The sequence below is a fragment of the Bacillus cereus G9842 genome, assembly GCF_000021305.1.
Lineage (GTDB): Bacteria > Bacillota > Bacilli > Bacillales > Bacillaceae_G > Bacillus_A > Bacillus_A thuringiensis_S.
This window is the reverse complement of sequence record NC_011772.1, coordinates 2,057,572-2,079,297: the sequence shown is the minus strand read 5'-3', so window position 1 is coordinate 2,079,297 and position 21,726 is coordinate 2,057,572. Positions and strand designations below refer to the sequence as shown.

Below are 21,726 nucleotides of genomic sequence, written 5' to 3'. Positions count from 1 at the left end.
TATTTTATTTATCAATGTGTTACAGACTAGAAAAAGAGCCGTCAATGGCTCTTTTTTTATGGTAAAAATACAATCCATACAATTAATAAAATAAAAACAAAGCCACCAATCACAGCTGGCAATAAATAAAACTGGGCAAGTATAACTATTGCATACAAGAGTATTGCTGGTAGTAGTAAATAACGATCTGCCTTCCACCTTAGCAAAAGTAATTCTCCTTCTTCACAATATAAATGAAGAAACATTTTTTTTGTAAATTCATTCCAATAATCACGCGCATAGCGAGAAATTGCAACTACAGTAAATACAAGAACAATAGCTGCAATCCACCTTGGAGTCATGATTATACTTGCAGTACTCATACATACAATTTGAATATAAAATATTCGTGCAGTACTTGTACGGAAAAATTCTTTCAAAAAAGATTCGATAATAAGAGAATCTGCTTTTTTTCCTAATAGTCTTTTAGAACGCGGAAACATCCACGGTTTTTTATTCGAGCTACTCGGTTTAGCTGCATGACCACCAACTTGCATAATTCCGCTCGTCCAGCGCATGCTTTCCTCTTTTTCTTTCTCGATTTCTTTAAAAAAGAACTTTTTATAATTCATTTTCTCTTTTACTAATACACTACTTAAGAAAATTACTAGACCGATAAATAGAATTGAATAATATAGATTTTTATAAATAAAAAATAAACTAATTCCAAAAAAGGACAAGCTCATAGAAAATACTACATTTTTTACAATCCATAAAACCCATCGTTTCCCCACCTGTACATGAATAAATCTTGTTAACAACGACAACATAAATCGAAATATAGTAAAGAATACCCAAAATAATACGACTTGTATCTCTGTTACTCCGATACTTTTCATCAACACTGGTAACATAATAACGACTACTATTACATTCGTTATCGCTATTCGAACAAATGTGTACATCATGCCATACTGGACTAATTTTCGCATATGTGTTGCATACGAAATTAAAAATAAACTATCCGCTTGCTCAAAAAACGAACGAACTCCTCTCGGATATGTTACTAGATAAAATGCGAGTAATCCTAATCCGAAATAAATCGTCTCTTCCATTGATAATTCATTTATCCATAGTGACCTATAATAGATTTCCATAAATATAAGTGTTGGAATAATAATATATAACGCGACTGTCCAATCTGTTACCGAACATATAGACTTCCGCTGGAGCTCATGACATAATCTTTTATAAAATTGTTGTTTAATCATGTTGTTCACGCCTTACAATTATATCAAAGCAGTCTAGTAATGAGCTATCCGGCATTTCCGCTAACATTTGAATAGATTCTAAATGTCCATCTGCGACTAATGTACCTTGTGAAATGAGTAAAAATCTTTCACAAATTTTTTCAGCAGTATCCAATACGTGCGTACAAAGTAAAATTCCTGCTCCGCGCTCGTTTTCTTTATATAAATAACTTAAAAACTCTTTCGTAGCTACTGGATCTAAACCGATAAAGGATTCGTCAATTATATAAAAATCTGGCTCAGTTAAAAACGCCAATATTAGCATCGATTTTTGTTTCATACCTTTTGAAAACTTTGATAAATATTCATGTTTATGCTTATCCATTCGAAAAAGTATGTAATAATTGTCCCGCTCTTTCTTCCCAGCTTCCCATTTCACTTCCACGAGCTGCCATTAATAATTCAATATGTTCCCAGAGCGTCAAGTAATCATAGTATGTTGGATGTTCTGGTACGTATGCATACGGATTTTTCTTTTCACCGAATGATATTTCACCGTCCATATTTACAAGTAATCCCAGCATCGTTTTTATCGTCGTACTCTTCCCAGCACCATTTGCTCCAATAAGAGCAACTAGTTCACCTTTTTCGATAGAAAAAGCTATATCACGAATTGTTTTTTCACCTATTTCATATCCAGCTGAGCGGATATTTACTTCTAACATGCATTTCCCCTCTTTCCATTTCCAATACAATCAAGGAAAAAGAATAACATATAACTATCTATATATCATTATAAAATATTTATTTTTATGGCAGGAAAAAACATTTTTTAACAGAATACTAAATGTTTGATTACATTTTATTGGAGTGGATAATATGTCTTTTCAAATTCGTGAAGCAACGATAGATGATATAGACGCACTTTGTTCTTTAACGAAAGAATTAAAAGGTTCCTCTATTTCCTATGAAGATATGAACAATCGATTACAATTCGTACAAATGAGTCCGTTTGATTTTTTATATGTTTACGAGGAAGAAGAAGCTATATTTGGATTACTTGGATTTCGTATACGTGAAAATTTAGAAGATGTAACACGTTATGGAGAGATTTCAATTATTAGCGTTGATTCTAACATACGACGTAAAGGCATTGGACAAGTTTTGATGGATTATGCAGAACAATTAGCAAAGAAACATAATTGCATTGGCACATGGCTAGTTAGTGGAACAAAAAGAGTAGAAGCTCATCCTTTTTACAAAAAATTAGGCTATGAGGTAAATGGCTACCGATTTGTAAAACATTTTTAAACTACTTATAAATTGAAGGGGCTATAACTATGACAAACATTAAAGCAATTTTCATTGATCGTGACGGTACAATTGGTGGTGACACTACAATACATTATCCAGGATCTTTTACATTATTTCCATTCACAAAAACATCCTTGCAAAAACTAAAAGCTAAGAATATAAAAATTTTCTCTTTCACAAATCAACCTGGGATTGCAGATGGAATAGCAACTGTAGCCGATTTTGTACAAGAATTAGAAGGCTTCGGTTTTGATGATATTTATGTATGTCCTCATAAACACGGTGATGGTTGTGAATGCCGTAAACCGAGTACAGGCATGCTGCTTAAAGCAGCAAAAAAACATGGGCTTGATTTAACACAATGTGCTGTAGTTGGTGATCGCTGGACTGATATTGTTGCAGGAGCAAAAGTAAATGCGACAACGATTCTAGTCCGAACAGGAGCTGGGTATGATGCTTTGCATACGTACCGAGACAAATGGGCACATATTGAACCAAACTACATTGCAGATAACTTTGAAGATGCAACAAACTGGGTTTTAAATCAACTATAATACAAAGGTAGCAAGTTCCCTTTTGATAAGCAGACATTGCAATTCAAATTATATTTTTTATTACTAACAGCAATTAACGTAAAGAAGGAATAGCTTAGTGGCTATCCCTTCTTTATTGACTTCTATTATTTACATTTGTTATCTGTTTTTATTGAGTATTCTCATCGTTTTTATACTCCAAAATATCCCCTGGCTGACACTCCAAAGCTTTACATATCGCTTCTAATGTTGAAAAACGAACCGCTTTTGCTTTCCCATTTTTCAAAATAGAAAGATTCGCCATCGTAATTTCAACCTTCTCCGAAAGCTCCGTTACACTCATCTTTCATTTTGCTAACATGACGTCAATATTAATAATAATTGTCATATCCGCCACCTCAAACTGTCAAATCATTTTCTGATTTTATGTTAATTGCTTCTTGTAGAAGGCGTTGAAGGATAGCGGTAAAAACAGCGCTAACGAACGAAGCAAAAATGATAATAAGTCCCACTAACCCAATAGGAGGTTCCATTTTCTTCACTATAAAATGAAAAAGTGGCAAACCTAATACATACAAACCACTGATTGTAACTGCACAGCGCTTTATATTCTTTAACGACTTTACAGATAATTCCGAGAACGCTGTGTTCTCGTCAATATACTGTAAAAGATTGAAAGCCTGATAAAGAGCAACATAAAAAGGCACAGCTGCTACATACATCACAATAAAAACAAGATATTTTATCGGAGCGATATTAGGATACAAATTCGCTACAAAATTCGCCATTTCCGGCACTAAAAATATGCATAAGGCAAGCACTGCAATTCCAGAAAGAAAAATAATTACTTTTAAGAACGTTGTTGAACTTCATTTAAGGTTCATTTACAATAACTCACTTATTTAATGACAACATAATTTTACCACATAATTTATCGTTTAACAATAAATAAATATCGTTTTATCGTTATTGTCATACTTTTTAATTTAGGAAAAAATAAAAAAGTATTTCTCATTACAAAGAAATTCTTTTTCTTGAAAATGCCTCTTTCAACTTAATTTTTTAAAACGTTAATTCGTAATGGAAATAACGATTATCTCTCAAATAACCATTTTCAGCATATAATCGTTGTGCTGATAAATTATCAATCTCTGTTTGTAATTTTACACCTTTTGCTCCATTTTCTAATGCGTATTCTTTAGCAGCTTCTAATAATTTTTTACCTGTTCCGGCTCCACGCTTCGCCGCTTGTACAAATAAATCATTTAAAATCCATAATTCTTTCATTGAAATGGAAGAAAATGATGGATATAGTTGTGTGAACCCAATATATTCGCCGTCTTCAACTGCTACGAAAATAACGGACTCTTTTTTCTCAATTCGGTTTCGTAAAAATACTTTTGCCCCTTCTAAATCAGAATCCTGCCTATAAAACATGCGATAGTTATTAAAAACTGATGCTAGTCCATCTAAATCTGCAATTGTTGCCTCATATATTCTCATTTTACTCCATTCCCCTTCCAATACTGTCTCATTATATCCGTTGCCCATTTAGGCTGGTGTATTTCTTCTTTCGGCATAAACTCTTTCATTATTGGTTTTATATCCAATATAGGAGTGCCATCAATAGCATCTAATCCCTCAACAATAATTGATTTACCTTCTCTTTTGATCACCTTTACAATTGTTACACCTATGCGATTCGGGCGATTTTTCCCGCGCTGTGCAAAAATACCTACTTCAGGATAATCCTTATTATTTCTAGGATGTCTAGCAAAATACTGAATTTGCTCGTCAGTTACTTTATGAAAATAAAAAACAACTTCAATATGAGAAAAATCTTCAATCCCTTGTATACTTTCTTCTGCATACATTTCAGTTAAAGTTATACGGGATCTTACTTCTCCCCACTCATCATCTTTTATTTCCTTTCTTTCATTATGTACAAATGCGATTGGTTGAACTGAAAACATGCGCATTCCCCCTTAAATGTAACCACTTACATTATAAAATATTTTCTGAATGTTTTCCAGATATATGAATTTAGTTTACATAATATAATTACATTCTATCTAGAGCTACCTTGACTGCTTCAATTGCATGTATATGAGTCGTATCAAATATCGGGACAGATACGTCTTCTTGCTTTATTAATAACCCTATTTCTGTACAACCTAATATGATTCCCTGTGCTCCTTTTTGCACTAACTCTTCGATGACTCTTTTATAATATTCTCTAGATTGAGATACTATTTTTCCTAAACATAATTCTGTATATATTACTTTATTTATTTCTTTTCTATTTTTTTCTGATGGTACTATTACTTTTATATTATTTTCTTCTATACGTGACTTATAGAAATCTTGCTCCATTGTATATGTAGTTCCAAGCAGACCAACCTTTTGAATGTCTTTTCTTTTAATTGCTTTTGCAGTTGCATCAGCAACATGTAAGACTGGAATATCAATTTTCGCCTTTATTTTTCCAACTACCTTATGCATTGTATTTGTACAAATGATTATAAAGTCTGCTCCTCCCTTTTGTAATGAATATGCCGCATTCCCTAGAATTTCTCCAGCACCATCCCAATCTCCGCTAGACTGACATCGTTCAATCTCTTCAAAATCCACACTATTAATCAAACATTTTGCTGAATGTAGCCCTCCTAATCTCTCTTTTATTTCTTCATTAATAATTCGATAATATTCAGAAGTTGATTCCCAACTCATACCACCTATAAGACCTATCGTTTTCATATAAACAACACCTACCTAAACTTTTTTATAAAACTAATAACAACGTTTTATTGTATATATTATACATAATAAAACAAGACTTTAAGTTTGAAATATAAAGTCTTGTTTTACGGAATTTAATATGGAAATAATAAAGAGTAATTGTACTTTCATTTCCAAGGAAATTTTTATAGAATATTCTGAAATTAACAATCTGATGTTTTTATAAATTCTTTATACTTATAATTAAAACACTCTCGATACAACGCTTTGATTTCATCATATGATGGAACACGTGGGTTATTAGCTGGGCTACCACTTTCAATTGCATCTGATGCCATTTTAGAAATAGCATTTTCAAATTCAATTTCATCGATTCCATATTCTTTTAAATTTGGAATACGAAGATCAAAGCAAAGTTTTTTTATTTCCCCAAGCGTGTAGTCTGCTACTTCCTCATCAGAATTCGAATACAAATCCTTATTTAAACTACGTCCAATTTTTGCTAACCTTTTCACTGCACTTGTTTTTGTAAACTCTAACACTGTAGGTAATAGTATGGCATTTGATATTCCATGCGGTACATGAAATAATGCTCCCACTGGCCTTGACATTCCATGAACTAATGTAACTGATGCATTAGAAAATGCAATTCCAGCTTGTAAGGAAGCAATCATCATCGCTTCTCTTGCCTCCATATTACGTCCATCTTCATATGCTATACGTAAATATTTCATAATACTTTCAATAGCTGAAAGAGCAAGTACATCTGTAAGTGGCTGTGAAAATTTAGAAATATAAGCTTCAATCGCATGACATAACGCATCTATTCCTGTTGCTGCCGTAATTTGTGGTGGTAACGAACTTGTCAAAACTGGATCTATAATTGCTACTTTCGGTATAAAACTAGGATGCTTCATCATCATTTTTACATCTGTTTTTTTATTCGTAATTACTGCTACACTTGTAACTTCCGATCCAGTACCAGAAGTTGTTGGAATTGCAATAAGTGGTAGTGGATTGTTTTCTATTTCAATATCCTTTTCGACATAATCCTCAACTTCTCCACCATTTGTATATAAAACCGCTACTGCTTTCGCAGCATCAATACAACTTCCACCACCAATACCGATAATAAAATCACACTTTTCCTCTTTACAAAGAGATAAGGCTTCTAACACGTGTATATTTGTAGGTTCAGCATCCACTTTATTATATGTACTAACAGTAATACTTTTCTTATTTAGTTGTTGTATACACTTTTCAAGATATCCTAATTTCTCCATAATTGTATCAGTAACTATAAAAGCTCTTTTCCCTAACTTTTTTGATTGTTCCCCAAGTTTTTCAAGCGAATTCCTTCCATATAATACCGACTTTGGCATACGAAACTCAGAAACTTCTTGCAAGTACTCCACCCCTTCTTATCCTATTTAATATTTTATGATATAAATTATCGATTTGATGAATCTTTACGATTCGAATTTTTAATAGAGTCCTGTTAAAGTATAGAACGCGATAACTAAAAATACAGCAACCGTTTTCAAAACTGTAATAGCAAATATATCTTTATAGGACTGTTTATGTGTTAATCCTGTTACTGTAAGAATAGTAATAATAGCCCCGTTATGCGGTAGTGTATCCATTCCTCCTGATGCCATTGATACGATACGGTGCATAACTTCTAATGGAATATCAAATTGATTGGCCGCTGCAATAAATTTATCTCCCATTGCACTTAATACTATTCCCATTCCTCCTGATGCAGAGCCTGTAATTCCAGCTAAAATATTCGTCGTTACTGCACCATTCACTAAAGGATTTGTGAAAGTAGCAGAGATGCCATCTCTCATAATTACGAAGCCTGGAAGTGCTGCAATGACACCACCGAATCCAAACTCAGCTCCTGTATTCATCGTTGCAAGTAGCGCTCCACCAATACTTGTATTCAATCCAGCTTGGAAACCTGTTACTACTCGCTTCCAATATAATAATAACGTTGTTAAGATCCCTATAATAAGTGCCAATTCTACAGACCAAATTCCTACTACTGCACTTAATTCTACTTTTCCAAATGCTTTCATACCAATTGCAGAAAAATCAAAACCGCTTGGATACCACTTTGGTATCATAATAGTAAACACTTTATTCATTACACCTACTAAAATAAGTGGTATAAATGCAATAAGTTGTTGTGCTCTTGTAATTTCAATGTTATTAATTAATGGCATATTTTTTTGTTCTAATTGCAAAGATGCTGCCATTTCAGTATTTCCATCATTAAAACCAAAATATCCTTCACCTGCCGCTTTTGCCTTCTTACGTCTACTCTCTAAATATAGTAAACCTAATGTAAGAACAAAAATTGCTCCTACAATGCCAAGTATCGGTGCAGCATAAATATTCGTTTTAAAAAATGTTGTAGGTATTACATTTTGAATTTGTGGTGATCCAGGTAGCGCATCCATTGTAAACGTTACTGCTCCAAGAACAATCGTTCCAGGGATTAAACGCTTTGGAATATTAGCTTGTCGAAACAACTTAGCTGCGAACGGATAAACAGCAAACACTACTACATACACACTAACACCACTATACGTTAAAATAGCCCCCATTAATACAATCGCTAATATAGTACGTTTTTCACCAACTAACTCAATAATCGTTTTTGCGATAGAATCTGCAATTCCTGACATTTCCACTACTTTTCCAAATATTGCTCCTAATAAAAACACAGGAAAATATAACTTTATAAATCCAACCATTTTCTCCATAAAGATATTAGAAAAGAAAGGTAATACATAACTAGGTTCTGTCAAAAATACTGCAAATAATGCAAATATCGGTGCGAATAAAATAACAGAAAAGCCTCTATATGCTACGAACATAAGTAAACTTAGTGCTAATAATATAATAACTAACTCCAATTTTACCCCTCCATTAAACAGAATATTCTAAAATTTATTGATAAACTTCTACTAATCTTTTAATTCTGACATCCCTCCTCTTATTCATACAATTTTTTCATGCTAAAAATGTCTAATTATAAATATTCGATTACATATGAAAAATCCCTTTAAACAGAAACGAATTCCTCATCATACGTTATAAAGGGATTGTTAGTACCTATATTTACTGATTTATTAAAATTTTTCTTACACAAAAATGATACAGTTCTTCAACATCTTTCACTATGTAAGTCGCACTAACTTCAGTCAGTTCTTTCTCACAGCCATAGCCATATAAAACACCAATTGAAGCAATTCCATTCTGATTCGCACCTATTATATCGTGCTTTCTATCACCAATCATTATCATTTCTTCTTTATTTAGTTCTTCATTTGTTTGTAAAATATGAGCAATTATTTCTTCTTTTTTTATTCTCGTACCATCTAAATTACTTCCAATGATATCTTCGAAATAATTCGTTAATTGAAAATGCTCTATAACTTGTTTCGCAAATACAGTGGGCTTTGAAGTAGCTACGAATATGCGATTTCCTGAACTTTTTAATTGTTGCAAGAGCTTCAGAATCCCCTCGTATACATTATTTTCAAACAATCCACGCTGCTTTAAATACTCACGGAAGTAAAAAACTGCACGTTCAACCTCTCCTTCACTCATATTATATCTCTCTACGAATGATTGCTGAATAGGAGGACCTATAAATGAATCTAACTCACTTATATGTACTTCTTCAATTCCTACTTTTTTTAACGCATACAAAACCGAATTTACAATCCCTTCTTTCGGATCCGTTAAAGTTCCATCTAAATCAAATAGAAATGTTTTATACATGTTTCATTCCTCCACTTAATTTGCTGTATAAATAACTGCTAACATCTCTTCCACTTCTCCCTATTATACTATCATTATCTATTTTTTCGAAAAATCAATTTCCATATGTCACATACTTTCAGTTACAAAATACGATAGATATGATAAAGTAAAAAAGTTACAATTATTTTAATAGAAACTGGTGAAACAAATGTCAATTACGTTAATTTTTATAATGGCTTTCACAATTGTAATCCACGCAGTTGAAACAAGCTCTTATAGTATTCGATTAGCGGGGGTTCGTTTAAAGAAGATTGCTGTCGCATTATCCGTCGTAGGAATTGTATTACTCATTTCAAGAACGTCAAACTTACTACAAGCCTTTTTACTTGGCGGGATTGTGGACGAAGCAAAACTAGATCCTTCTATTGATTTAGAGCATATTATACGTCTTGTACTATTATCTGCTTCTATCGGTACATTGCTTGCGATTATACTGTATCCAACTTTGACAAAACTATTTGGATATGTCATTCAAAACTTTGAAACAGACGGTTCTTTCATTCGAATGATGAAAACGAATAACATTCAAAAATTAAAGTACACAAAAAAATATGTCCGCTTTCCAAAGTTAGAAATGATTCATAGACTGCGTATCGGTGGTATTCCAAAGCGTATTATGCTTATTAACATGTTTGCTACTGCTATTTATACAGCTGGGGTACTTTCTGCCCTTTACGCTTCTTTTTTAAATCCAGATTATGCAACAAATGCAAGTACAGCTTCTGGCCTTGTAAATGGTTTCGCCACTATTTTATTAACTGTATTACTCGATCCACGCATTGCTCTTTTAACAGAACGTGCTTTACAATCAGAAAGCGGTGCTGAATCTATGAGTAAAATGTATGGTTGGCTAATGATTTCTAGACTTCTCGGCACATTATTGGCACAACTACTATTTGTACCAGGTGCTTACTGGATTTTATGGATTATTGAACTTATGCATTAATTTACTAGAAAGGTGAATTTATCAATGAAGATCAAAACAGAGAAAGATATAATTCGCTTAATAGAAAACGACGAATGGATGATGAATGTATTACAAATGGCAAAATCACTAGAGTTACCTGATTGGTGGGTTTGTGCCGGCTTTGTTCGTTCTAAAATTTGGGATACTTTACATGACTATGAAGCTAAAACGGCTATGCCTGATGTTGATGTGATTTATTATGATAGTCTACATCAAGATGAGATATACGAACAATCATTAGAAACGAAATTAATGAATATTGATGCTACTATTCCTTGGTCTGTAAAAAATCAAGCTCGTATGCATGTAGTGAATAATATGCCACCATATTCTTCTTCTGTTAATGCTATTTCTAAATTCCCTGAAACAGCAACGGCTTTAGGAGTTACACTTGATGAACTAAACAATGTTATATTAACAGCCCCATGTGGTATTGAAGATGTCCTTTCCTTACAAGTGAGACCAACAGCTCATTTTCTTAAATCGAAAGAACGATTACATATGTACAAAAACAGAGTTATAAAAAAGAATTGGCAAAGTAAGTGGCCTAACATCACAATCACATATCCAGAAATTTAGAAAGAGTGCCTCTCATTTATAGAAGCACCCTTTTCTTCATTTCAAAAAATGTATGACTGTTTCTGCAAATCTATCTGCTTCCTCATAATGAGGTGAATGACCGCTCTCTTCAAATACGATATACTTGCCGTTTCGGGCATCTTTATTAAATGTTTTAATTTGTTCTTCACACGTTACTACATCATGTTTTCCTACTATTAATAACATTAGATTTTTTACATCTTTTATTTTTGATAATAATGATGTATGACATGCTCCCTCTAATTTTAATCTATCAAAGTGCATTTTGGAGCGATTTGAAAATATTTCCCACTCTTCATCACTGTATAAACTCTCATCTGTCCTATCTTCCTTATTATTGTAAATCTCCATTCTTTTTTCTTCTAATTCAGCGCTTAATCTTATATAAGCTTCTAACAACTCTTCTGAACTAGCATCGCTAGATGAATAAGCAAAGCACTCTTTTGCTACTTCTTCTTTTCCATACTTTTTTAATAAATGCCCTGTCTTTTGCAACAAAGCTCTACTTGTTAATGCAAAATCAAAAGTTGGTCCTTCAAATATTATTTTCTCTATTGAACTTGGATATATCGACGCATAAAGCAATGCTACATATCCACCGAAAGAATGTCCAATTATAGACCACTTCTCAATTTGTAATACTTTTTTTAATTCCTCACAGTCTTCAATCAAATCATTTAATCCAAAAGCTTCGTCTTCAGTAATTTTTTCTGAACGACCAACACCTCTTTGATCTATCATAATTACATATAGAGAATCTTTTAAACGTTCCGCTTGATGAAATGAAAAATCATAACAACTCTCTCCTGGTCCACCATGCAAGTATAAGACTGGCTTATTTTTAGGATTTCCATGTGTTTCAACGTATAGCTTTTTCCCTCTAATATTCATATACTCTCCTGTTTCTATCAAATTCGCCATAAACATCACCATCTTCTTTTTTCACTGAATATTATAACATTTAATGTTAAATAATCCCTATTACATTTAAGAAGACGATAATGATTGCGAGCGGTGCTACAAATCGAAGTAAAAATGCCCAACAAGTAAATACTTTCTTTCCATAATTTCCACCTACAAAAAACTCTGCTTCTAGTATCTTCTTTTCCATTTTGAATGAAACGAAAATACTAATAAATAGTGCTCCAAGTGGCATTAATATATTACTAGATAAGAAGTCTACTGCATCAAAAATATTCTTTCCGAAAATCGTAATATCACTCCATACTCCAAATGATAACGCTGATGGTATACCTACTAAGAAAATGCCGAAACCGATCAGCCATGATAATTTCGTTCTCTTTTCTTGTTCACCATTTGCTAATGCTGAAACAACAGTTTCTAGTAGAGAAAATGCCGATGTTAATGTCGCAAATGTAAATAGTGCAAGGAATACTGTTAAGAAAAATCCACCGAATGGGATTTGACTAAATACAGATGGTAATACGATAAATAGTAATCCAGGTCCTTCTGTCGGCTCCATTCCTAATGAAAATACGGCCGGAAAAATGGCAAGACCTGCAAATAAAGAAACAAATAAATTCAATCCAACAATTGTTATTGCTGATTTTGGTAAACTTTCTTTTTTATTTAAATAGGAACTATAGGTAACCATAATTGAAATCCCGATACTAATTGCAAAGAATGATTGCCCCATTGCGAACAAAATACTTTCCGAAGTAATCTTTGAGAAATCTGGTTGTAAGAAAAACTTCACACCTTTCATAGCATCATCAAGTGTTAACGAACGAATAATAAGAGCGACAAATAAAACGAACAATGCTGGCAACATATATTTACTTGCTTTTTCAATTCCGTTTTGTACACCCTTTGATACAACCCATATCGTAATGAACATAAAAGCGAAATGTCCCATAATAGCCCAAGTGGGATTCCCAATTGTTTCAGTAAATAATGCTCCGTAATTTTGTCCCGGTGCAATTAGTTGTCCAGTAATTCCTCTGAATAAATAAATTAACACCCATCCACCTACAACACTATAAAATGAAAGTAGTATAAAACACGTTCCAACACCAAGGCGTCCAATCCAGTGCCACCCTGTATTTGGTGCAATACTTTTAAATGCGCCAACTGCTTGTTTCTGCGTACTACGTCCAATCATAAATTCAGCTATAAGTAGTGGTAATCCAATTAATATAGTAAATAATATAAAGATTAAAAAGAATGCTCCTCCCCCGCTCTTCCCGGCGATATAAGGAAACTTCCATATTGCGCCAAGTCCAATTGCTGATCCTGCTGCAGCCATTATAAAACCTAATTTCGAAGTCCATTGCTCCGTTTGTTTCATCTCATTTTCCTCCTAATTAAATCTTTTTATATAGATAAATAAATTTTATAGACCTATCCAAATAAACCCTCCACTTCTTTTTCCATATAATAAAAAAATGGCCTAGCATCTCTATATAAAGAGACGCTAAGCCATTTACTTAACGCGGTACCACCCTTATTGATTCCATTATGAATCCACCTTAGTAGTAATCGTTTGATTACAAACCTAATATCGAAGGTTAACCGTTAAGATTTACTAAGAATGTGATTCCATTCCACCTTACTGCTCCTAGGCGAGTTCAGGATGTCATTTGACTATGTCGCACCAACCCATAGCTCTCTGTACAAATACATGACCTTACTACTCCTATTCAACACATTGTAATATTTAGAATATATTTTCTTTTGAAATTAATATGAAGTATATCGGTTATATTTGTAACTGTCAAGGGGTATATTAATTTTTTGTCGAAATGGTTCATATTGATAACTCACTTTTACTAAGCTTATTAGCAAAAGAAAGAGTCTATATTTTCATCTTTTTACGGTATAAGACGAGTACAATCTCTCGGAAAAGCACTCGCCTCTCGTACATTTGTTAATTCTAATAGTTTATATACAATCCTTTCTAACCCAATTCCGAAACCTCCATGCGGGGGACAACCGTATCGGAATGTATTTAAATAAGATTGAAATTTCTCTGGGTGTAATCCTTTTTCTTTAAACGAAGCGAGTAACATTTCATAATTATGAATTCGCTGTGCCCCTGACGTTATTTCTAACCCTTTATATAATAAGTCGAATGAATCAGTAATAGCTGGATTCTCTTTATTTTGCATCGTATACATCGGTCTCGCTTCTTTCGGATAATGTGTAATGAAAACAAATTCACTATTATATGTTTCCTTTACATATTTCCCTAGTAACTTTTCACCTTCTGTATCTAAATCCCCTACAGGAGATTCTTTACGATACTTACTTTTCAAAATTTCTTGTGCTTCTAACAATGTAATTTTAGGTATTTCAGTAATAACAGGTACTTCTATTTGTAATAGTTGTAGTTCTATTTCACATTTTTTCGCTACTTGTTGAAACATATATCGTAAAACATCCGTTTCTAGTTGCATCACTTCATAAAAATCATGAATAAAACCAAGTTCTACGTCTAACGATATATATTCATTCAAATGACGGGAAGAATTATGATGTTCCGCTCTATATACAGGTGCAATTTCAAAAACTCGTTCTAACCCACCTGCCACCATCATTTGCTTATAGAACTGTGGTGATTGTGCTAAATAAGCTTCTTTTTGGAAGTATGGAAGCTTAAAAACATTTGCTCCTCCTTCTGCCCCTTGCGAAACAATTTTCGGCGTAAAGATCCGTGTGAAATCGTTCTCTATAAGAATTTCACTAAAGCTCTGAACGAGTGTAGATTTCACTTTAAAAATCGCTGCGGTTCGCTCATGCCTTAATGATATTACTCGCTCATTAAGTAGTTGATCTAAGCCCACTTGTAACTTCTTTTTATTTATTTCAAATGGAAGTGGTTCTGCACCGTTTATTACTTTCACTTCATGAGCAAGTACTTCAACACCCAATTCTGTTTTCGACGTCTCGACTATTTCACCGATTACATGGACAACACTTTCTACATCAACTTTATATCCAGCCAATCCATTCTCTAATACACATTGAATTACTCCTGTTCTGTCCCGTAATAATAAAAAACTAACATTTCCAAGATGCCGAATTTTTTTTACCCATCCTTGAAGTAATACAACCTTTCCACTTTGTTCCATACATTCTTTTGTGAGTGAACGCTTCATTATTGAATTCATTATTTTTCCCTCCAGTAATTTTATATTTATTTACGTTATTGTTGTCATCGTCATCATCCACGGTCACTCACCCCCTTTCAAAGAATACAAAAATCCGCCCCTATAAATAGGGACGGATTTTTTTCCGCGGTACCACCCAAATTGTCATACTGACCATCTTAGCCCTGATAACGGTAGGTACCGTTTGCTTTTACTAATAATCACGTTCAAAGCAACACTCACAGGTGTCTTTCCATCATGCGGTATCACAACCTTCTCAGCAACCGGCTGCTCTCTGTAGACCTTTGCACCATGTACTTTTCCTGATCATCACTTTTTATATTTACAGAGTATTCTAACTTCTAACTTTATAAAATGCAAGATTTTTTTTGAAACATTCTGATTTTCTAACTCCTAACTGCTTCTAAAACGGGAAAAGTTAATTTTGTAATACATATTCTTATGTATCAAATCCGAAATTACACATCTAATATTTTCCTATTTTTTACATAAAAACCGTATTTTTCACGCATATTAATAAACAAATTTAAAGTGAGGTGTGCATATGCAAAAAGCAATTAGTTTCTTTCTCCTATTGTTTTGCCTAATTGTAGTAAACGAAACATACGCCTATTCACCAAAATCTTTACCAATCTCTCAAAACTCTGGTCAATGGCTAGTGAATATTGATAAACCGAAAAAAACAAACAAAAATATGCTTCAAGCTAAAAAAACTGAATTTCAAACATATCATTTTTCAGTAAAGAATATCGGGAATAGTGAAGTATATAACGTAAACGTCGAAGTATTCCGCAACGAACCAAATAAGAAAACGAAATATGAACTCTTTTCCCTAAAGGAAAGTCGTTTAGCAAGTGGAAAAACTGGATTTGAACACGCTAATTTACCTGTTGCTACAAAAGCGGATGAGGTTGATGTTATTATTACATGGCAAGAACACCCATTCCGATTGATGCGAAATGGTCAAAAAGTTGAATCTAGAAAATTTAAAGAACATTTTGTTTTTAAAGAAGCTAAAAAGTAAATGGGATACGGATATATTCACACTATCATTGATATAGCTTTATTTACTAGTACCAGTTCGTAAGCAAATTAAAAAGTCGTGGCTTATAATGCCACGACTTTTTATATTAATTCGTACTAATGCCTCTCGCTGCCCAAATACGATCGATATCAGCAGCATGTTGTCCGCCATATAAAAGAGCATCTGCTTGCTTAATCGCTTTTGCTCCATCACTGAATTTAGAGTTTGGTGTTAATGACCAGTGTGATTGTAAAATGATTTTTGTTGCTACATCACGGCCAAAAGCTTGTGCCATTTCGTATTGACCTTGTGCCCAAATTTCACCATCATCATGCACTTCATTCGTTATATCTTTCGGATATACTTTATTCGTATCTAATCGGCGTAAGCATGTTGGATCTGAACTAGAGTAAGCTGTCGCATCCCATTCTCCAACACATGCTTTTCCGTATCCTGTAGTCGATACTGCATCTTCATATGTAGCACCTAAGAAGTCGCCAAATCCTTCTCCCATCGCTCCGCCTTCTGCTGAACTACCAAAGCCAGGAACTTGGTTATCTTGAATCGAATGCCCATACTCATGTGCGATAATACCAGCATCTTCTGCATCATCAACACCGCCAGTACCGAAAGTTAAAGCTTTTGTTGATGGAGAATAGAATGAATTATCATCAGTTGTACCATTAACATTCACTTTTATCGAACGGTTATTAATATTTTTAAAACCTAACCCTTGAATGTAACGCTGTAATGTATCGATATGATAATACGACATCACATCTTCAAAGCTATCATTTGCACGTGTATAGTTAAATTGTAAATTCGTAGATTTTGTTTTCGCTTTTGAAGAAATCGTTACATATTCTCCAATTAAAAATCCTGTTCCATCTAAACCTTTTAACGTAACAGTTTTCAGTTGGTTCGTTAGAGCTGTTGAATCTGCATCGTTATTATCTTTTAAGCCTACTTTACTACCGCTAGATACTACTGGGTTAGGTAAAAATACTTTTCCTGACCCTTCAGCTTTTCGGTTTATATCAACCTTTTTAATTAACTTTCCATTTTCTGCATCAATAAATGTTTCCCATGCACCAAATGGATTATTAGAATGGACTACAACTTTATATACTGGACGAGCCATTCCTTCTTCAACAATATATCCGAATTCTTTCTCTGTAGGAGCCCATAAGTTTTGCTCACTTGCTTCTCCAACATACGCCATTGATTTTTGTATTGCATCTTTTTCACTAATTTTTGTCGTTACTTCCTTCACACCTGTAACAGGCTGATAATCAGAAACAGCGAGTACTCCCTTTCCTTCTCCGTTAAGAGTAACTGTAATTTGTTTTGAAAATACAGGAGCACCGTTAACAACTTGTTGGAACCTAACATATGAAGCTACTGACGTTTCTGTTGTAGAAATATATTGCAAGTCTGAAAGGTCTGCCTTCAATCCATACTGCGCAGCATTTTCTTTTAAATATTCAGTTGCTTTTTTCTGTGGCGAATAAGCTTCTAACTTTACTTGCTGTTGTTTTTCCAATGCCGAAACCGTAGAAATCGTCCCCATTACTAACGGCACAGTCATTGCCATTGCCACCATTTTTTTATTAAACATAGAACCACTCCCCCTAATAAAGTAGCTCAACCTTATCCCGTTACCACTCAGCAATCATTCTCCACAAAATGGAGGGATAAAAATTGAATCTAGGAGTAATTCTCTATGGACAATTCTATTACCTTTCCATTTGAGGTAAGTGAAATTTTCTCAATATTTATGTGTAAAGTGAAAACAATACTGTAGAAATATATTTCTACAGTATTGTTTTCGGTACGCTATGAAAAAAGAAAATTGCTAGTAATCCTATCGAATGTATAGTCAAATAAATTCTAATCATACAAAAAAGGAAGTTGGAATCATTCCAACTTCCTTTTTTCTTTAATTAGCCGCACTTAATTTAATTCTAAGTTTTGTCTCACCTAAAGAAAGTTCATCGTCTTTGTTCGTTAAGTGACCAAATGTAAATTGTTTAACGAGTAAGTTTTCTTCCAATAAATCTTTATGGTTCGTTAACGTTCGCTGTAGCTCTACTTCTGTATCGAGAATAACATCGACTCGTAAATTAACTGGTAAATTCAACTGTTTACGATATTCTTGAACCGCACGAATGAATTCACGCGCTACTCCTTCTTGTAACAATTCTTCCGTTACATTCGTATCTAACATAACTGTGTATTGTCCGTTAGTCGTATTAGAGAATCCTGATTTTGCAACTTTCTCAACTAACACATCTTCAGCAGTTACAACTACTTCTTCTCCTGGTGTTGCTTCGTAAACTGCTCTTCCTGTTGATACAAAGTTTTGCACTTCTTCTTGTGATAATTGTTTTAGCCAACCATTCACTGCATTCACATTTTTACCGAACTTCGGCCCCGCTGTTTTAAAATTAAGCTTCAATTGATATGATGTGTATTTTGTTTCATCGAGTTCAACATGGAACGCTTTTACATTTAACTCATCCATAACGATATCACGATAAGATTCCCAATCCATATCATTCTCGTTATGCTCAAGTAATACAAGTTCTGCTAGCGGCTGTTTTACTTTTAAAGAATGCTGATTACGGTTACTTCTTCCAAGTTCAACAACTTGTAAAACAGCATCCATTTCCGCTTCTAATTTCGGCTGAAGTAGTGATTCATTGACAACTGGATAATCAGCTAAATGAACACTACTTCCTTCTAAATTAAGATGAATGTCTTCCGCGACAAACGGTGTGAATGGTGCAATTAATTTACTAATTGTTACAAGTACTTCATGAAGTGTCTCATACGCAGCAGCTTTTTCAGCGTTCATACCAGATTCCCAGAAACGATTACGTGAGCGTCTTACATACCAGTTACTCACTTCATCTACAAGTGCTGCAATTTCACGAGCTACATTCGTAAATTGATAATCATCAAGTGCTGTTCTCACTTTTTTCGTTGTACTATGCAATCTTGATAATACCCATTCGTCTAATTTCGTACGCTTTACATCATACGTTTCTTTCGGGTTATACTCATCTAAATTTGCATATAAAACGTAGAAGCTATACACATTGACTAATGTATCTACAAATTTAGATTTCGCTTCCAGTACGGTTCTTTCAGAAAAACGCTTCGCATTCCACGGAGCACTATCAACAAGTAAAGCCCATCTTAGCGCATCTGCACCAAACTTATCTACTAAATCAACTGGATCTAGTGCATTCCCTTTACTTTTAGACATTTTCTGCCCTTCTTCATCTAAAACATGCCCTAGTGATAACACTCGTTTATACGGTACTTTTCCTGTATACAGTGCTGAGACTGCTAATAAACTATAAAACCAGCCGCGTGTTTGATCAATTCCCTCTGCAATAACATCAGCTGGAAACTGCTCTTCAAATAACTCTTTATTTTCAAATGGGTAATGATATTGTGCAAATGGCATGGAACCACTATCAAACCAAACATCAATTACTTCTGGTGTACGATTCATTGTGCCTCCGCATTTTTCGCAGCAGACTTGAACTTCATCTACATAAGGCTTATGCAATTCTAAATCTTCCGGTGTTTCTTTCGTACTATGCTTTCTTAATTTGGCAATGCTTTTCGGCGCAAACTGATGATCACAACTTTCACATTCCCATACGTTTAATGGCGTTCCCCAATATCTATTTCGGCTAATATTCCAGTCCACCATATTTTCTAAAAACTTACCAAAGCGTCCATGTTTCATATGATCCGGATACCAAGTAACTGAATCATTATTTTGTAAAAATGTATCTTTAATTGCAGTTGTTCGGATTAACCAACTTTCTCCTGCATAATAAAGAAGTGGTGAATCACAACGCCAGCAATGTGGATAGCTATGTTCATATTTTTCTTTATGATATAGTAAACCTTCTTTCGCTAAATAACGAACAATGTCAACGTCACAATCTTTTACAAATTTACCTTTCAAAAATGGTACCGCTTCTGTATACTCACCTTTTTCATCTACAACGTGCAAGAATGACAATCCTTCACTTTGAACAACTCTATAATCGTCCTCTCCATATGCTGGAGCAATATGAACAAGTCCTGTACCACTATCTGCCGTTACAAACTCTGCTGCGATAACGCGGTAACCATTTGTAACTTCTTTCATCGGAAATGGCGCTGTATAAGATGTGTTTAATAATTCTTCGCCTTTATGAACAGATAATACTTCATAGTTTTCTTTTAATACTTCTTGTACACGTTCTTTCGCAACAATGTATACATGACCTTCTTGTTTTGCTTTAACATATTCCATATTTGGATGTACAGCAAGCGCTACGTTTGCTGGAAGTGTCCAAGGTGTCGTTGTCCAACCTAAGAAATACTCATTTTCACTATCTTCCACTTTAAACTTCACAGTTGCACTTAAATCTTTTACTGTTTTATACCCCTGTGCAACCTCATGTGAGCTCAATGAGGTTTGGCAGCTTGGGCAGTATGGTGAAACTCTATGTCCTTTATATAACAATCCTTTTTCATGGATCGTCCCCAAAATATGCCATACACTTTCGATATATGGATTCTCTAAAGTTACATATGGATCATCCATATCTACCCAATAACCAATACTTTCAGTGAATTCACGCCACTGCTTTTCATATGTGAAAACACTCTCTTTACACTTTTGAATAAATGGTTCAATACCATATTCTTCGATCTCATGTTTACCAGAAATACCAAGTTGCTTCTCAACACCTAGTTCTACAGGTAAACCGTGTGTATCCCATCCTGCTTTTCTTACTACTTTATAACCAGCCATCGTTTTATATCTTGCTACTAAATCTTTAATTGCCCGACCAAGTGCATGGCCGACGTGTGGTAAACCGTTCGCCGTTGGTGGCCCTTCATAAAACACAAACGATTGCGCGCCTTCTCGATTCTGAATTGATTGTTCAAAAATGCTTTGTTCGTTCCACTGCTTACGAATACGTGTTTCTCTCCCTACAGCTGACTCTTTTACATCTACTTTCTTCATCTACAATCACTCCTTTGAATGTTTTAAAAGCACACAAAAAACCCGCCCCTATGAAGTAGGGACGGGTTTACCCGCGTTACCACCCTAATTCTATTAGCTTTTCACTAATAGCGCTTAGCAACGTACTATCATACGTGTTCTTTGTAACGGTAGACATCCGTCCGGGCTTACTCACTTTCAGCCTCGGCTCCTCGGAGATGATTTTCAAATAACTTCTGCCCACCGGCTTTCAGCAATATACCGGCTCTCTGGAGAACAGTTCACTATTTTACTCTTTCTCGTCTTCAGATTTGTATACTTTATTAAAAGTTA

General features: G+C 34.2%; 19 protein-coding genes, 1 pseudogene and 3 other annotated features. Of the genes and pseudogenes, 5 read left to right on the top strand and 15 right to left on the bottom strand.

Going from position 1 to position 21,726, the window contains the following annotated elements:
* Positions 1-56: 56 nt before the first annotated feature.
* Both BCG9842_RS10485 and BCG9842_RS10480 read right to left on the bottom strand, forming a co-directional pair.
* Positions 57-1,250, bottom strand: coding sequence for an ABC transporter permease (locus tag BCG9842_RS10485; RefSeq protein WP_000595433.1), 1,194 nt, complete (start codon positions 1,248-1,250; stop codon positions 57-59).
* A pseudogene (locus BCG9842_RS10480) lies at positions 1,243-1,954 on the bottom strand (ABC transporter ATP-binding protein). The gene BCG9842_RS10485 and the pseudogene BCG9842_RS10480 overlap by 8 nt, the downstream one beginning before the upstream one ends.
* 154 nt (positions 1,955-2,108) lie before the next feature.
* Here BCG9842_RS10480 and BCG9842_RS10475 point away from each other — a divergent pair.
* Together BCG9842_RS10475 and BCG9842_RS10470 are read left to right on the top strand one after the other, a co-directional pair.
* The gene (locus BCG9842_RS10475; protein ID WP_000009776.1) at positions 2,109-2,540 is read left to right on the top strand and encodes a GNAT family N-acetyltransferase; all 432 of its coding nucleotides are present in this window, start codon (positions 2,109-2,111) and stop codon (positions 2,538-2,540) included.
* Positions 2,541-2,569: 29 nt separating this feature from the next.
* A complete protein-coding gene (locus BCG9842_RS10470) occupies positions 2,570-3,097 on the top strand; it encodes an HAD-IIIA family hydrolase (RefSeq protein ID WP_000181782.1) in 528 nt (175 codons plus the stop codon).
* 148 nt (positions 3,098-3,245) lie between these two features.
* Here the strand turns inward: BCG9842_RS10470 and BCG9842_RS10465 are convergent, their stop codons facing one another.
* From BCG9842_RS10465 to BCG9842_RS10430, 8 genes are all read right to left on the bottom strand, one after another.
* Positions 3,246-3,419: a helix-turn-helix domain-containing protein gene (locus BCG9842_RS10465; RefSeq protein WP_015945765.1), complete on the bottom strand. Its 174-nt coding sequence runs from the start codon at positions 3,417-3,419 to the stop codon at positions 3,246-3,248.
* A gap of 55 nt (positions 3,420-3,474) precedes the next feature.
* Complete coding sequence (locus BCG9842_RS10460; protein ID WP_041488120.1) at positions 3,475-3,921, bottom strand: DUF2975 domain-containing protein; 447 nt, start codon at positions 3,919-3,921, stop codon at positions 3,475-3,477.
* 217 nt (positions 3,922-4,138) lie between these two features.
* Positions 4,139-4,579: a GNAT family N-acetyltransferase gene (locus tag BCG9842_RS10455; RefSeq protein WP_001223866.1), complete on the bottom strand. Its 441-nt coding sequence runs from the start codon at positions 4,577-4,579 to the stop codon at positions 4,139-4,141.
* Positions 4,576-5,049, bottom strand: coding sequence for an SAM-dependent methyltransferase (locus tag BCG9842_RS10450; protein ID WP_000493250.1), 474 nt, complete (start codon positions 5,047-5,049; stop codon positions 4,576-4,578). Before BCG9842_RS10450 ends, BCG9842_RS10455 begins: the two co-directional genes overlap by 4 nt.
* An 88-nt stretch (positions 5,050-5,137) precedes the next feature.
* Positions 5,138-5,833 (bottom strand): aspartate/glutamate racemase family protein, encoded by a 696-nt coding sequence (locus BCG9842_RS10445; protein ID WP_000848572.1) that lies wholly within the window; start codon positions 5,831-5,833, stop codon positions 5,138-5,140.
* A gap of 185 nt (positions 5,834-6,018) precedes the next feature.
* On the bottom strand, positions 6,019-7,221 hold the full coding sequence (locus BCG9842_RS10440; RefSeq protein ID WP_001158664.1) for an iron-containing alcohol dehydrogenase: 1,203 nt from the start codon (positions 7,219-7,221) through the stop codon (positions 6,019-6,021).
* A gap of 78 nt (positions 7,222-7,299) precedes the next feature.
* Positions 7,300-8,739 (bottom strand): GntP family permease, encoded by a 1,440-nt coding sequence (locus BCG9842_RS10435; RefSeq protein ID WP_000424340.1) that lies wholly within the window; start codon positions 8,737-8,739, stop codon positions 7,300-7,302.
* 205 nt (positions 8,740-8,944) lie between these two features.
* On the bottom strand, positions 8,945-9,610 hold the full coding sequence (locus BCG9842_RS10430; protein ID WP_000278487.1) for an HAD family hydrolase: 666 nt from the start codon (positions 9,608-9,610) through the stop codon (positions 8,945-8,947).
* A 190-nt stretch (positions 9,611-9,800) separates the two neighbouring features.
* Here BCG9842_RS10430 and BCG9842_RS10425 point away from each other — a divergent pair, with 190 nt between their 5' ends.
* Positions 9,801-10,598 (top strand): lipid II flippase Amj family protein, encoded by a 798-nt coding sequence (locus BCG9842_RS10425; RefSeq protein ID WP_000028912.1) that lies wholly within the window; start codon positions 9,801-9,803, stop codon positions 10,596-10,598.
* 24 nt (positions 10,599-10,622) lie between these two features.
* Positions 10,623-11,198 carry a nucleotidyltransferase family protein gene (locus BCG9842_RS10420; protein ID WP_000695364.1) on the top strand — a complete coding sequence of 192 codons (576 nt, stop codon included), beginning with the start codon at positions 10,623-10,625 and terminating at the stop codon, positions 11,196-11,198.
* Positions 11,199-11,234: 36 nt separating this feature from the next.
* On the opposite strand, the gene BCG9842_RS10415 is transcribed toward BCG9842_RS10420, so the two are convergent.
* The 3 genes from BCG9842_RS10415 to aspS all read right to left on the bottom strand — a co-directional run bounded on the left by BCG9842_RS10415 (position 11,235) and on the right by aspS (position 15,349).
* Positions 11,235-12,140, bottom strand: a complete 906-nt coding sequence (locus BCG9842_RS10415) for an alpha/beta fold hydrolase (RefSeq protein WP_001284943.1) — start codon at positions 12,138-12,140, stop codon at positions 11,235-11,237.
* Positions 12,141-12,186: 46 nt separating this feature from the next.
* Entirely contained in the window at positions 12,187-13,527 is a 1,341-nt protein-coding gene (locus BCG9842_RS10410; RefSeq protein ID WP_000814513.1) for a sodium-dependent transporter, read from the bottom strand.
* 116 nt (positions 13,528-13,643) lie between these two features.
* Positions 13,644-13,892, bottom strand: a binding site (T-box leader).
* A gap of 158 nt (positions 13,893-14,050) precedes the next feature.
* Positions 14,051-15,349, bottom strand: a complete 1,299-nt coding sequence (aspS, locus tag BCG9842_RS10405; RefSeq protein WP_001084710.1) for an aspartate--tRNA(Asn) ligase — start codon at positions 15,347-15,349, stop codon at positions 14,051-14,053.
* Positions 15,350-15,454: 105 nt separating this feature from the next.
* Positions 15,455-15,668, bottom strand: a binding site (T-box leader).
* A 225-nt stretch (positions 15,669-15,893) separates the two neighbouring features.
* Between aspS and BCG9842_RS10400 the strand changes: the two genes are divergently transcribed.
* A complete protein-coding gene (locus tag BCG9842_RS10400; RefSeq protein ID WP_001167924.1) occupies positions 15,894-16,373 on the top strand; it encodes a hypothetical protein in 480 nt (159 codons plus the stop codon).
* Positions 16,374-16,479: 106 nt separating this feature from the next.
* Here BCG9842_RS10400 and BCG9842_RS10395 read toward each other — a convergent pair whose 3' ends face one another.
* Positions 16,480-17,991, bottom strand: a complete 1,512-nt coding sequence (locus BCG9842_RS10395; RefSeq protein ID WP_000482263.1) for a M36 family metallopeptidase — start codon at positions 17,989-17,991, stop codon at positions 16,480-16,482.
* Positions 17,992-18,312: 321 nt separating this feature from the next.
* On the bottom strand, positions 18,313-21,414 hold the full coding sequence (ileS, locus tag BCG9842_RS10390) for an isoleucine--tRNA ligase (protein ID WP_000754895.1): 3,102 nt from the start codon (positions 21,412-21,414) through the stop codon (positions 18,313-18,315).
* 54 nt (positions 21,415-21,468) lie between these two features.
* Positions 21,469-21,708, bottom strand: a binding site (T-box leader).
* Between the last annotated feature and the right edge of the window lie 18 nt (positions 21,709-21,726).